Source organism: uncultured Pseudomonas sp. (assembly GCF_913777995.1).
GTDB lineage: Bacteria > Pseudomonadota > Gammaproteobacteria > Pseudomonadales > Pseudomonadaceae > Aquipseudomonas.
In genome coordinates this window covers 117,331-130,291 of sequence record NZ_CAJYVE010000034.1, presented here as the reverse complement: position 1 = coordinate 130,291, position 12,961 = coordinate 117,331, and the positions used below count along the sequence as shown (strand labels likewise).

General features: G+C 66.0%; 7 protein-coding genes. 2 read left to right on the top strand and 5 right to left on the bottom strand.

Annotation, left to right across the window (positions count from 1 at the left end; translation table 11 throughout):
* The first annotated feature begins 17 nt into the window (after window positions 1–17).
* Both QZ497_RS15000 and QZ497_RS14995 read left to right on the top strand, forming a co-directional pair.
* On the top strand, window positions 18–1,031 hold the full coding sequence (locus QZ497_RS15000; protein WP_295476506.1) for an alpha-xenorhabdolysin family binary toxin subunit B: 1,014 nt from the start codon (window positions 18–20) through the stop codon (window positions 1,029–1,031).
* Window positions 1,032–1,429: 398 nt separating this feature from the next.
* Complete coding sequence (locus QZ497_RS14995; RefSeq protein ID WP_295476505.1) at window positions 1,430–3,970, top strand: sulfite reductase flavoprotein subunit alpha; 2,541 nt, start codon at window positions 1,430–1,432, stop codon at window positions 3,968–3,970.
* A gap of 177 nt (window positions 3,971–4,147) precedes the next feature.
* On the opposite strand, the gene QZ497_RS14990 is transcribed toward QZ497_RS14995, so the two are convergent.
* The 5 genes from QZ497_RS14990 to QZ497_RS14970 all read right to left on the bottom strand — a co-directional run bounded on the left by QZ497_RS14990 (window position 4,148) and on the right by QZ497_RS14970 (window position 12,950).
* Window positions 4,148–6,268 carry a TonB-dependent receptor gene (locus tag QZ497_RS14990; protein WP_295476504.1) on the bottom strand — a complete coding sequence of 707 codons (2,121 nt, stop codon included), beginning with the start codon at window positions 6,266–6,268 and terminating at the stop codon, window positions 4,148–4,150.
* Window positions 6,269–6,438: 170 nt separating this feature from the next.
* A complete protein-coding gene (locus QZ497_RS14985) occupies window positions 6,439–8,856 on the bottom strand; it encodes a glucose/quinate/shikimate family membrane-bound PQQ-dependent dehydrogenase (protein WP_295476503.1) in 2,418 nt (805 codons plus the stop codon).
* Window positions 8,857–9,200: 344 nt separating this feature from the next.
* Entirely contained in the window at window positions 9,201–10,442 is a 1,242-nt protein-coding gene (locus QZ497_RS14980; RefSeq protein ID WP_295476502.1) for a TIGR03862 family flavoprotein, read from the bottom strand.
* 83 nt (window positions 10,443–10,525) lie between these two features.
* Entirely contained in the window at window positions 10,526–11,167 is a 642-nt protein-coding gene (locus QZ497_RS14975) for an NAD(P)H-binding protein (protein ID WP_295476501.1), read from the bottom strand.
* Window positions 11,168–11,225: 58 nt separating this feature from the next.
* Window positions 11,226–12,950 carry a C13 family peptidase gene (locus QZ497_RS14970; protein WP_295476500.1) on the bottom strand — a complete coding sequence of 575 codons (1,725 nt, stop codon included), beginning with the start codon at window positions 12,948–12,950 and terminating at the stop codon, window positions 11,226–11,228.
* Window positions 12,951–12,961 lie beyond the last annotated feature (11 nt).

Genomic DNA, 12,961 nt, shown 5'->3' with positions numbered 1-12,961 from the left:
TAAAGGATGATGAAACCATGACCGTACACGTTCTGGATATACCCTTCCAGTTGCCGAATATCGATCTGATTGCCGCCAATACCCATCGCGCGCAGATCCGCCATACTGCTGAGTCGCTGGCTGATATCTATTTGCCTGTGAAGCGCGAAATCCTCTTGAGCCTGCTTCAGGAGCTCGCTGGGGTTGATCATGCAGCCCTGGACACGCTGTCCTCGGTGCCAGGCCTGCTGAACAGTGAGGGGGTGGAAGATCTGCTGAGCGCCATCAAGCGGCTCAAGGGCGAGCCCCCTGATGAGCAGACCCTTGGCGCTATCGCAGCCATTGCCGCCGAGATCCAGGAGCAAATGCAGCAGCAGTTGGGCGATATCGGACGCAAGGCCAGCGCGCTGGACGACGCGTTGGTCAATCTGGCGCACGTCAGCGTTGGCGACGTCGATCACCTGATCGCTCCGATCGAGGCCGACATTGTCCGTATCGATGCGCAGCTGGCCGCCGATGAGTCACCGCTGGCCAGGCTCATCGAGGAGGAGAAGACGGTCAACAAGCTGATCGCCGAGATCGAGGCCATCAGCCTGTGGGACAAATTCAAACCGCTGGTCGAGTCGTTGAAGGTGCTGATGGAGTTCGACCCGAAGAACCCGCTGATCGGCTCGATCAAGGCTGGTATCGAGGGTATTTCCAATATCCTCAACCTGGGCAGCAGCCATCTGAAGTATGAACACCTCACCCGTCATCGTGATCGCCTGCAGGCGCAGCTGGACGAACTGGCTGGGCATACACGCGAGCTGCGTCAGCAGCGCCTCCTCGAGAGCCGCAAGTTGGAACAATTGAATCAGCTCAAGCTCATCGACGCGCCGAAGCAGGGCTACACACTGGAGATCGGTAAGCTGTTAGAAGCGCTGAGGCGTTTTATCAGCCTCCATCCTGCGTCGCCCCTCAATGATGTCGAAACGGCCGCTTCGACGTTCCTGGCTCAGGGCCGGCTGCTCAGTGACTACCTGAACGACCTGCGCCGCACCTGGCGAAGCTGAGCCTGCCCTGGCGGAAGCAGACACGGAGGTCACTCGCCCTGCGGCGGGGCGCTGCCGCCAGGTGTGAGCTTCGGCAGGATTGGCCGGATGCAGGCCCGGCCAGGACCTTGCCAGTTTTCAGGAGACCGCCCAGTAGGGCGGTTTTCCTGTTTATTGAAGGGCGACCACTGCATTCAGCCTATGCATGACCTATAAGTGAAAAAAATTTGCAAACGGCAATTCATCTCAATTGCTTGTGGCGCTCGTTTGCAATATGTTTCGCGACCGGCCTGACAGGCGCTTGCATAGCGGTTCAGGCCACTGCCTGGCGCGTTTGCGACGGGTCGATGAGGCTGCGGTGTACCGATCGAGTCGCGCAAGGTACGGGGTGCGCGCCATGACGCAAGTGAGGTGTGGTGGTGTTCAAAAAGGTCCTTTTCCAATTGCACTGGTTTCTGGGTATCAGTGCTGGCTTGGTGCTGGCGGTGATGGGCGTGACAGGCGCGTTGTATGCCTTCGAGGATGAGATTCTCGATGCTCTGAACCCGGACGTGCTGCGGGTGGAAAAGCGTGGCGAAACGCTGCCGCCGGCCGAGCTGGCGCGTCGGCTGGAAGCCGCCCAGGGCATGACCGTCGCCATATTGCGCGTAGAGTTGGACAGCGGTCGGGTGGCGACGGCCTATTTCCAGCCCAAGCCGGGTGAGCGACGCGGGCCGCGCGTGAATTTCGACCCGTACACCGCTGAGGTACGGCCCGAAGGCGTGGGCGAGGATTTTTTCGGCGTGGTACTGGACCTGCACCGCTTCCTGGCCATCGGCCCCTTCGGCCGGCAAATCACCGGCGCCTGCACCTTGATCCTGATCTTTTTCTGTCTGTCGGGCCTTTACCTGCGCTGGCCACGCAAGGTACTGGACTGGCGGGCCTGGCTGACCCTGGACTGGGCCAGGAAGGGCCGCAGCTTCAACTGGGACCTGCATTCGGTGTTCGGCACCTGGTGTTTGCTGGCTTACCTGTTGTTCGCCGTCACCGGCCTGATGTGGTCCTACTCGTGGTGGAACCAGGGCATGACACGCCTGCTCAGCGATACCCCGCCGACCGGCGAGCCGCGTCGTGGGGGCGCGATGAACGGCAAAGGCGCGCCACCCGCCGGCCCGTTGGTGGTGGACTACGACGCGGTCTGGCAGAGCATCCGCGAATCCGCCGGGCCGGGGTTGGCCAGCTACAACCTGCGCCTGCCCAACGGCGCCGGCCTGCCGGCCACGGTGTTCTACCTGCTCAAGGATTCGCCGCACCCGCGCGCCTTCAACACCCTCAACCTGGACCCGGCCAGTGGGCGTATCCATGCGCTGGACCGTTATGCCCACAAGTCCCTGGGCGACCAGCTGCTGACCAGCAACTACGCCCTGCACGTGGGCAGCTACTTCGGCTTGCCGGGGCGGATCATCCTGGCGGTGGCCTCGCTGCTGATGCCGCTGTTCTTCATTACCGGTTGGCTGTTGTACCTCGACCGGCGGCGCAAGAAACGCCAGGTTCTGCAGGCGCGCAGTGGGCTGCAGAACACCGGTGCGGACCACGCATCGGCCTGGCTGGTGGGCTTCGCCAGCCAGAGTGGCTTCGCCGAGCAACTGGCCTGGCAGAGCGCCGGGCAGCTGCAGGCCGCCGGCCTGCCGGTGCGCGTGGAGCGCCTGGCCGACCTGACCGGTGAAGACCTGCAACGCAGCCACAATGCCCTGTTCGTGGTCAGCACCTTCGGCGACGGCGAGGCTCCGGACAGCGCCCGCGCCTTCGAGCGCCAGTGGCTTGGCCAGCCGTTGGCCCTGGAGCACCTCAACTATGCGGTGCTGGCCCTGGGCGACCGGCAGTACACGCAGTTCTGCGGTTTCGCCCGGCGCCTGCATGGTTGGCTGCTGGAGCGAGGCGGGCGCTCGTTGTTCGCGCCGGTGGAGGTGGACAACGCCGACCCGCAGGCCCTGCAGAGCTGGCAGCAGCAGCTGGGCCAGGCCACCGGCAGCCAGCCATTGGCAGCCTGGCAGGCGCCGGCATTCGAAAGCTGGACCCTGAGCCGCCGTGAGTGGCTCAACCCCGGCAGCCAGGGCGCCAAAGTGTTCCTGCTGAGCCTGGCCCCGCCCGAGGCCGTACGCTGGGCGGCCGGTGACCTCGTCGAAGTGCTGCCGCGCCATGGCGAAGCGGTGCTGCGGCGCCTGCTCGATGGCCTGGGCCTGACGGGGGACGAGCCGGTAAGCGTCGACGGCCTGCAGGAGACGCTGTTGCAGGCGCTGGGCAGTCGTCAGCTGCCGCAACACCGTGCGCACTTGGTCGGGCTGCATGCCCAGGCGCTGGTGGATACCCTGGTACCGCTGGCAGCGCGGGAATACTCCATCGCCTCGATCCCTGAAGACGGCAGCCTGCAACTGATCGTGCGCCAGGAAATCCACAGCGATGGGGACTTTGGCGTGGGGTCTGGTTGGCTGACCGAGTACCTGCCGGTGGGCGCGCAGGTCAGCCTGCGCCTGCGCCGCAACAGCGGCTTCCACCTGCCCGAGGCGGGCGTGCCGATGATTCTGGTCGGCAATGGTACCGGGCTGGCCGGGCTGCGCAGCCTGCTCAAGGCACGTATCCAGCAGGGCCAGACAGGTAACTGGCTGCTGTTCGGCGAGCGCAACCGTGCTCATGACTTCCTCTGTGGCGAAGAACTGCAGGGCTGGCTGGACAACGGCCAGCTGCAGCGCCTTGACCTGGCCTTCTCCCGCGATCAGGCGCACAAGGTCTACGTGCAGGACAGGCTGCGCGAAGCTGGTGACGAAGTGCGCGCCTGGCTGGCCGAGGGTGCCGCCATCTACCTCTGTGGCAGCCTGCAGGGCATGGCCAGCGGCGTGGACCAGGTGCTTCGCGAGCTGCTGGGCGAACTGGCAGTGGCCGAGCTGATCGAAACCGGGCGTTACCGGCGCGACGTCTACTGACTCGGATTTGCTGGGACAAGCGGCTTTAGCCGCACTGCTGTTCGGTTAGGTGTCATGGGGCCCTGTAGGAGCGGCTTTAGCCGCGAAAGCGCCGGGAAATTCACTGCATCTGCTGTGAACATGCGACCGCTTCGCGGCTGAAGCCGCTCCTACCCGGTCTAACTGGCCATGATGCCTTCAGAACTGGTACTCGACCCCCGCCCCGGCATACCACGAGCGGCCGGGAGCGGCTTCGTAGTAGCGGCCGTTGCCGTCGCCGACGATCACCGAACCGACGTACTGGCGGTCCAGCAGGTTGTCCAGGCGCACCAGTTGGTGGAAGGTCCAGGGACCATAGCGCTGCTCGAAGCGGGTCCGCCAGTTGAACACCGCGTAGCTGGGCGCGGCTTTGTCCTGGTTGCTGTCCTCGACATACACCTTGCTGCGGTACTGCCCCTCGACGCCCATGCTGATGCCTTGTAGCGGGCGCCAGACCAGCTCGCCGAACAGGCTGCTGCCCGGCACGCCTGGCAGGTGGTTGCCCTTCTCGATGGTCTGCCCGCTGGCCACGAAGGCCTGAGCGTAGGTGGCTTGCAGACGGGTATAGGCCAGGGTCGCTTCCCACTGTTCGCTCAACTGGCTCTGCACGCCCAGCTCGAAACCGCGACGCAGGGTTTTGCCGGCGTTCTGGTAGCTGGTGCGGCCGTCGGTGGAACTGGCGACGACGATCTCGTCGTCGGTGCGGATTTCGAAGATCGCTGCATTGATGCGGGTATTGCCGGCCACCTTGGCCTTCAGGCCGATTTCGTACTGGGTGCTGGTCGCCGGAGACAAGCCGAAGTTGAAGCTTTCCGCCAGGCCCGGCGCGTAGGCCATTTCTGCCTGGGTGGGGGTCTCGAAGCCTTTGCCGGCGCTGATGTAGGCGTGCAGGTCGGGGGTGAAGGCGTACATCACCGACAGCGACGGGGTGTTGCGCTGGTAGGTCTTGGAACCGCTGGAGTCGCCATTGGCCAGGTAGTGGTCGTCGACTTCCATTTTCATGCTGCTGTGCCGCAGGCCGGCCTCGAAGGTCCAGTTGTCCAGCAGCCAGCGCGCCTGAATATAGGGGTCGAGGCTGGTGGCGGTGTCGATCTCGTCGCGGCGCAGTTCGCCTTTGACACCCAGTTGGTCGCCGCTGAAGTTCTGGAAGCCGCGGCGGTCGTCGCGGCTGCGGTCGTAGTCCACCCCGGTGGTAACGGTCAGCTCGCCGGGCACGCCCTGGATCGGCTGGATCCAGCGCAGGGTACCGCCGTGGAACTCGCGGTCGAAGTCCACCACGCCACCGCCGCGCTGGCTGTTGGAGGCCACTGTGCGCGGAATCGACAGGTATTGCACCACGCTGCGCTGGCCGGCGTAGAGGTTGAATTGCAGGGTCGCGTCGCCGAAGTGGCGCTCGTAGTTCATGCCCACCTGCTGGTGGTCGATGCTCTTGCGCGTGTCGTAGGTCAGCGCGGGCGCCGCTACCGAGCGCGGGTCGGCGCGGTAGCCGGCCCAGGTCTGGCCCAGCGGGTCCTGGGTGCCGTTCTGCTCCAGGCTGCTCCAGGTCAGCGCCAGGCGGCTGTCTTCATCGGGCTTCACATGCACCTTGGCGAAGGTCTGGTCGCGGCGCGCGGCGCTGTGGTCGCGGTAGCCGTCGGTGTCCATGCGCGAGCCATCGACCAGAAAGCCGGCCTTGTCGTTGCCGCCTTCGGCATACAGGTGGTTCTTGTTATAGCCGTCGCTGCCGAAGGTGGTCTCGGCGCCGACCTTCGGGCTGCCCTGGCCATCGCGGGTGAACATCTGGATGACCCCGCCGGCGTTGCTGCCGTAGAGGGTCGAAGTCGGGCCACGCAGCACTTCGATACGGTCGGCGACGTCCAGGTTGAGGGTCGCGGCCTGGCCTTGGCCGTCTGGGGTACTGGCCGGAATGCCGTCCATCAGCAACTTCAGCCCGCGAATGCCGAACGCCGAGCGGGCGCCGTAGCCGCGCGAGGAAATCTGCAGGTCCTGGGCGTAGTTCTGGCGGTTCTGGACCACCAGGCCCGGCACGCGCGGCAGCACCTCGGAGAGGTTGACACCCAGTTGGCCGTCGCTGATCTGCTGCAGTTGTACGGTGTCGACGGAGAACGGCAGGTCGTAGCCGGACATCGGGGCGTAGCTGCCGGTGACCACGATGGGGGTGAGAATCTCGTAGCTTGCCGCCGGGCTGTCGTCGGCCAGGCTCAGCGCGCTGGCGCCCAGCCCGCAGGCGAGGGCGTGGATCTGCAGGGCCAGGCGGCCGGGGTGGAGTCGAACGGGCATGCGAACCTCTCGGTTGAACGGGACACAAAAGCCCCGGCCAGCCGGACGTCGCGTGACGGATGTGCGAGGACGCTAGAGCAGACCGCGCCAGAGGCGGAACGTGCACATCCGCTGTGCGAAAGGGCCGGAGGCCCGGAGCGGCCCGCCCCGGAGGGCGGGCAAGAAGGGGATTATGGCAGGGCGTAGGCGATCACGTAGTCGCCACGCTGAGTGGCCTGGCGGGCGCCGCCAGCGGTGATGACCACGTACTGCTTGCCGGTCTTGGGCGACACGTAGGTCATCGGCCCGCCCTGGCTGCCGACTGGCAGGCGGGTTTTCCAGACTTCTTCGCCGTTGGCGCTGTTGAAGGCGCGCAGGTAGAAGTCCTGGGTGCCGGCGATGAACACCAGGCCGCCCTGGGTGGACAGGGTGCCGCCGAGGGTCGGCAGGCCGATCTTGATCGGCAGGCCCATGGCGATGCCCAGCGGGCCGGTGTCTTCGACGGTGCCGACCGGCACTTGCCAGGCAATCTGCTGGGTCTTCATGTCGATGGCGGTCAGGGTGCCGAACGGCGGCGCCTGACACGGAATACCCGCCACCGAGAGGAAGCGGTTCTTGTTCACCGCGTACGGCGTGCCCTTGAGCGGTACCGCGCCCATGCCGGTGTTGATCGCTTCACCACCGCCCGCGGCCTGGCCCTTGTTCTGCGACGGGATCATTTCGACCCACAGGCCCAGGCGCATGTCGTTGACGAAGATGAAACCATGCACCGGGTCGGTAGACAGACCACCCCAGTTCATGCCGCCCAGCGAGCCGGGGAAGCTCAGCGAGCGGTCGGTGCCCGGTGCGGTGTACAGGCCGTCGTAGCGCATCTTCTTGAAGTCGATGCGGCACAGCAGTTGGTCATACGGGGTGGCGCCCCACATGTCCGACTCGGTCAGGGTCTGTGCGCCGATCTGCGGCATGCCCAGCGACTTGGGTTGGGTCGGCGCGTACGGTTCGTTGGGGATGTTGCCGGCCTTGACCGGAACTTCCTCGACCTGGGTCAGCGGCTGGCCGGTGGCGCGGTCGAGCACGTAGATCTGCCCGGCCTTGGTGCCGATCACCAGGGCAGGCACGGACTGGCCGTCCTTCCTGGTGAAATCGATCAGGCTCGGCTGCATCGGCAGGTCGAAGTCCCACAGGTCATTATGTACCGTCTGGTACACCCACTTTTCGTTGCCGGTGGTGGCATCCAGCGCCAGGATCGAGGCGCCGTAGGTATGGTCCAGGCGGCTGCGCTCTACACCGTAGAGGTCGGTGGACGAGCTGCCCATCGGCAGGAAGACCGTGTTCATCGCCGGGTCATAGGACATCGGCGCCCAGCTGTTGGGGGTGCTGCGTACGTAGGTCTGGCCGTCGGCCGGGGCCTGGCGGTCTTGCGGATTGCCCGGGTCGAAGGCCCAGCGCATCTGCCCGGTGATGACATCGAAGCCGCGGATCACCCCGCCTGGCATGTCGGTCTGCACGTTGTCGGCGACGCGGCCGCCGACCACGACCGTGGTGCCGGCCATCAGCGGCGCGGAGGACAGCTGGTAATGCGAGTCCGGCACGTTGCCCAGGCCGGCCTTGAGGTCGACCTGGCCGTTGTTGCCAAAGCCCTGGCAGAACTCACCGGTGTCGGCGTCCACGGCGATCAGCCGGGCGTCGATGGTGTTGGTCAGCAGGCGGCGCTGGCAGTTGGCGCCGGGCGCCACAGTGGCGGCGATGATCGGCGAGTTGCCGGGCTGGCTGGGCTGTGCCAGGGGCGCCGTGGCGTCGAAATAGGCCAGGCCGCGGCAGCGCTGCCACACGGCGGACTTGGCGTTGATCGCGTTTTTCCACAGTTCCTTGCCGGTGTCGGCGTCCAGCGCGATGAGGTTGTTGTGCGGGGTGCAGATGAACACCTTGTTGCCGATCTGCAGCGGGGTGAGCTGGTCTTCGGCACCATTGCCGTTGCTCTCGGCGATGTCACCGGTGTGGTAGGTCCAGGCCACCTTCAGTTTGTCGACGTTGCCGCGGTTGATCTGGTCCAGTGCGGCGAAGCGGCTGCCGCCTTCGGTATTGCCGTAGTGCGCCCAGTCTTTCTGCGCCTTGGCCGGATCCACCGGGGTCAGGCCAGGGCCACTGCCGGTGGGCGCGACGCTGGGGTGGGCGACGAACATGTTGCCCACGGCGATGGCCAGGACGATCGCCAGTACACCGGCGATGCCGTAGGGCGCCTTGCCGGGTTGTGCACCGCTGGCGCGGACCAGTTGTGGATAGACCAGCGCGACCACCAGGCCCATGGCGCCGAACATGAACAGGCGCGAGAACAGCGGCCAGAACTGCAGGCCGACATCGGCCAGTGCCCAGGCCGCCGTGCCGAGCAGAAACGCCGCGAACAGCCAGGCGCCGGCGCGCTTGCGTGCGGTGATGAGCAGGCCGGAAACGGCCATGGCCAGGCCGCCGAGCAGGAAATACCAGCTGCCGCCCAGGCGTACCAGGGAGAAGCCGCCCGCTGCCAGGGCCAGGCCGAGCAGCGCGATGACGATACCCAGCCCGAGCAGGATGAACCTGGCCAGGCCGGAAAGAGGTTGTGGCTGTGTCATTTTGAAGCACCCATGTGTGAATGGGCGCGATTATAGAGCGCAAAATTAACTGGATGGTTAATTGTGCGAATATCGCCCGGTTTTTTTGGCCGAAATGCCCTGTCCGCATTTTTTGTTGCAGCGGTGGTGCTGTTGATTTTTTGAACGGCCAGTTAGACCGGGTAGGAGCGGCTTCAGCCGCGAAGCGACCGCATGTTCACAACAGATGCACTGAATTTCCTGGCGCTTTCGCGGCTAAAGCCGCTCCCACCAAGCCTGTATTGCCCGTAAGGCCGACACCTTTGCTGCGCCCGTGCCGCCGCCTTCGCAGCTGGAATCGCCATGGCAAGCGCCAGCCGAAGTCGTCAGTGGGCTTGCTGCAGCCAGTCGAGAATGCCCTGCGCGGCGGTGCGACCGCTGGCGAAGCAGGCGGTGAGCAGGTAGCCGCCGGTGGGGGCTTCCCAGTCGAGCATTTCGCCGGCGCAGAACACGCCGGGCAGGGCGTTGAGCATCAGATGCTCGTTCATGGCCTCGAAGCGCACGCCACCGGCGGTGCTGATTGCCTCGTCCAGCGGCCGTGTGCGCAGCAACTGCAACGGCAGTGCCTTGATCGAAGCGGCCAGCCGCTGTGGATCATCGAACTGGCCGGCGGGCGCCAGTTCGCGCAGCAGGGCGGCCTTCACACCGTCCAGGCCGAGCTGGCCGCTCAGGTGACGGGCCATGGAGCGCGAGCCCCTGGGCTTGGCCAGGGCCTTCTCGACCTGGGCCACAGACTTGCCCGGCAACAGATCGATCAGCAGCGTCGCGTGGCCGTCGCGTGCGATGCGTTCGCGGATCGGCGCCGACAGCGCATACACCAGGCTGCCTTCCACGCCGGTCTCGGTGACCACGCATTCACCGGGGCGCATCTGTTCACGATGCAGGCCCATGGCGATGTTCTTCAGCGGTGCGCCGGCGAAGCGGCTGCGCAGCAGCTCGCTCCACGCCGTCACTTCGAAGCCGCAGTTGCTCGGCCGCAGCGCCGCCACCTCGACGCCTTTGGCTTGCAGCCACGGCAGCCAGGCGCCGTCGGAACCCAGGCGCGCCCAGCTGGCACCGCCCAGGGCCAGCAGCAGGGCGTCTGTACTGACTGCGCGCTCACCGTCGGGGCCGGCGATGCGCAGGCTGCCGTCGCTGTTCCAGCCCAGCCAGCGATGCCGGGTGTGCAGGTTCACCCCGCTTTCGCGCAGGCGCTTGAGCCAGGCGCGTAGCAGCGGGGCCGCCTTCATGTCGGTGGGAAACACCCGGCCGGAGCTGCCGACGAAGGTCTCGATGCCCAGCCCGTGGATCCACTGGCGCAGGCTGCCGGCATCGAAGTCACGCAGCAGCGGCTCGACCTGCGCCGCGCGTTCGGCATAGCGCGAGATAAAGGCTGGCCAGGGTTCGGAATGGGTGATGTTCATGCCGCCGACGCCCGCCAGCAGGAATTTGCGCCCCACCGAAGGCATGGCGTCGTAGAGATCGACCTGCATGCCCGCCTGGCTCAGCACCTCGGCCGCCATCAGGCCGGCGGGGCCGCCACCGATGATCGCGATGGAGGAGGGCGTAGTGGGGTTCGAAGCGGTCATGGGCGAGCGTGCTGCGTGGTGGTCTGGGCCGGGCATTCTACCTGAGATTCAGGGTCAGGCCCGGCCCCTGTGCCGGGTCGCGATCATTTGCCTAGTTTGCGCAGTTCATCCGACTCGACGATGCGCACGCCATCCTGCTCCTCCAGCGCCAGACGCCAGAGTGCGCGGGCCAGGCTGCACACTTCGATGGCGCCGTACTTGCCGGGCAGCAGCTTGGCGAAGGGCGCGGCGATCTGCTCGGCCCAGCGCGTTTCCGGGCGGCTGCCGACCAGCAGGGAGGGGCGGGCGATGGTCAGTTGCGGCCAGTCCTGATCTTGCAGGGCTTGTTCCATCTCGCCTTTGATGCGGTTGTAGAACACGCTGGACTTGGGGTCGGCGCCGATGGCGCTGATCACCAGCAGATGGCGGGCGCCCAGGGCACGGGCGCGGGCGGCGAAGGCCACCACCAGGTCGAAGTCGACGGCGCGGAAGGCTTCCTGAGACCCGGCCTGCTTGATGGTGGTGCCCAGGCAGCAGAAGGCGATGTCGACCCGGCCACTGAGGTTCGGCAGCAGGCTGGCGAGTTCGCCGACCGGATTTTCCAGGTGCGGGTGGCTGGCCAGTGGCCGCCGGGTGGGGGCCAGCAGCCGGCTGACGGTGGGTTCACTGAGCAGGCGATCGAGCAGGTGTTCGCCGGTCAGGCCTGTGGCGCCTGCGAGCAGGATGTGTTGCGGCGTCAAGTACATGATGTTTCTCCCTTGATACTGAAAGCCTAGGCCATGCGCAGCGACATGGGGTCTGGGCCTAGCGACTGCCGGAGGTTTTCGCGTCCTTGCGCGTCAACGTCGTATTAAGCGCACGTTCTGCCTGGTTCTTGCGCAGTTGCTGCCAGCGGGCGAGCACTGCCTTGGGGGCCCATATCTGGGGTTCGGATGCTTCGTAGTTGTCTTCTATCTCACGTTGCGCCACATAGGCGCTGGCTTGCTTGAAGGCTTGTTGCAGGTCATCGGTTTCGACCAGTGCCCGGGCGAATAGTGCGTCGCCGAAGTAGGTGAAGTCGGCTTCTTCCGAACAGCCGAAGGACACCCGGTCGGCCCGCGAGGCGGTCATGACCAGGGTGTGCTCGTCTTTCAGGGCCGGAATGAAACCGCCGGAATAGCAGGCCGAGATGACGATGATCTTGTCGCGGTTCTTCAGCGGCGCGAGTACCGACGCCAGCTCGTCGGCGGGCAGGTCCGACAGCGACAGGCGCGGTTGGTCCAGAACCAGTTCGTGGTCGTGGGTGCCATGGCTGGTCAGGTAGATGAACACCAGGTCTTCCGGGCCGCTGCGTTGCGCCAGTGCCTGAATGGCGCGGCTGATGCTTTCACGGGTGGCCAGGGGGCGGTCCTGCATGTGGTCGCGGTGGTTGACCAGACTGACCTGGCCGTAGGCGCCGAAACGGGTCTTGAGCAGGTTGCCGACGTAATCGGCCTCGCGCATGAACACGCTCTGCTTGCCGTCGCCGCCGACCACCAGGCTGTACAGCTCCACCGCCGGGGTCGAGGCGGGCAGGGCGGCCAGGGCGTTGTCGAGCAGCTTGCCCTGAGCCAGCAGGCCGGTTTCCAGGCTGTCGGGCAGCAGGTTGCCCTGGGCGTCGCGCACGCGCTGGCCATTGGCCCAGACACCGCGCTGCACACTGCCGTCGGGCAGGGTCAGGGTGCCGTTGCCCTGGTAGGTGTCGTTGGCGAAACCGCCCACGTAGCTGCTGCCGTCGGCCAGTTGCAGGCGGCCTTCGCCGTTGAAGCGCCAGTTGTTGAAGTGACCCTGGTAGCGGCTGCCGTCGGCGCCGACCAGTTCACCCTTGCCGGTGAGCGCGCCCTGGCTGAACTGGCCGGTCCATACGTCACCTTCGCTGTTCTCGTAGCGGCCGCGGCCGCCCAGCTGGCTGTCGTGGAAGCCGCCGACGTACTGGTCGCCCTCGGCGCTGTTGAAGGTCCCGTTGCCTTGCAACTGACCGTGCACGAAGCGTCCGCTGTACTGGTTGCCGTTGGCGTCGCTGCGCACCCCTTCGCCATGCGGCTTGCCCTGGCTGAACTGGCCCTGGTACTGGGTGCCGTCGTCCAGCTCCAGGCGGCCGGCACCGTCGTACAGGTCGGCCTTGAACTCGCCGCGATACAGCAGGCCCTTTTCCTTGTAGGTGCCTTCGCCGTCGCGGCGGCCCTGCTTGAAGCCGCCGATGTAGCTGCTGGTGCGGGTGGTCAGCATGCCCTGGCCGTCGTACAGCCCCTGCTTGAAACCGCCCTTGTAGACGTCACCGTTGCTGGCGTGCCATTCGCCCTGGCCCTGCCACAGCCCGGCTTCGAACTGGCCCTGGTACCAGCTGCCGTTGGGGTAGTCGACACGCCCCTGGCCTTGCATCAGGCCGTTGACCAGGTCGCCCCGGTAGCGACCGCCATCCGGTAGGCGGCCATCGGGCGGCAGCAGCGACTCGCCGTCTCCGCAGCCAGCGATCAGTAAGGTCAGTGCCAGTGGAGCGAGCGCACGCATGTCCAGGTCTC

Excerpts from the sequence above, each read along its gene's own strand:
- QZ497_RS15000 (WP_295476506.1), top strand. The coding sequence starts at position 18 with ATGACCGTACACGTTCTGGATATACCCTTCCAGTTGCCGAATATCGAT.
- QZ497_RS14975 (WP_295476501.1), bottom strand. The coding sequence starts at position 11,167 with ATGTACTTGACGCCGCAACACATCCTGCTCGCAGGCGCCACAGGCCTG.
- QZ497_RS14985 (WP_295476503.1), bottom strand. The coding sequence starts at position 8,856 with ATGACACAGCCACAACCTCTTTCCGGCCTGGCCAGGTTCATCCTGCTC.
- QZ497_RS14990 (WP_295476504.1), bottom strand. The coding sequence starts at position 6,268 with ATGCCCGTTCGACTCCACCCCGGCCGCCTGGCCCTGCAGATCCACGCC.
- QZ497_RS14980 (WP_295476502.1), bottom strand. The coding sequence starts at position 10,442 with ATGACCGCTTCGAACCCCACTACGCCCTCCTCCATCGCGATCATCGGT.
- QZ497_RS14970 (WP_295476500.1), bottom strand. The coding sequence starts at position 12,950 with ATGCGTGCGCTCGCTCCACTGGCACTGACCTTACTGATCGCTGGCTGC.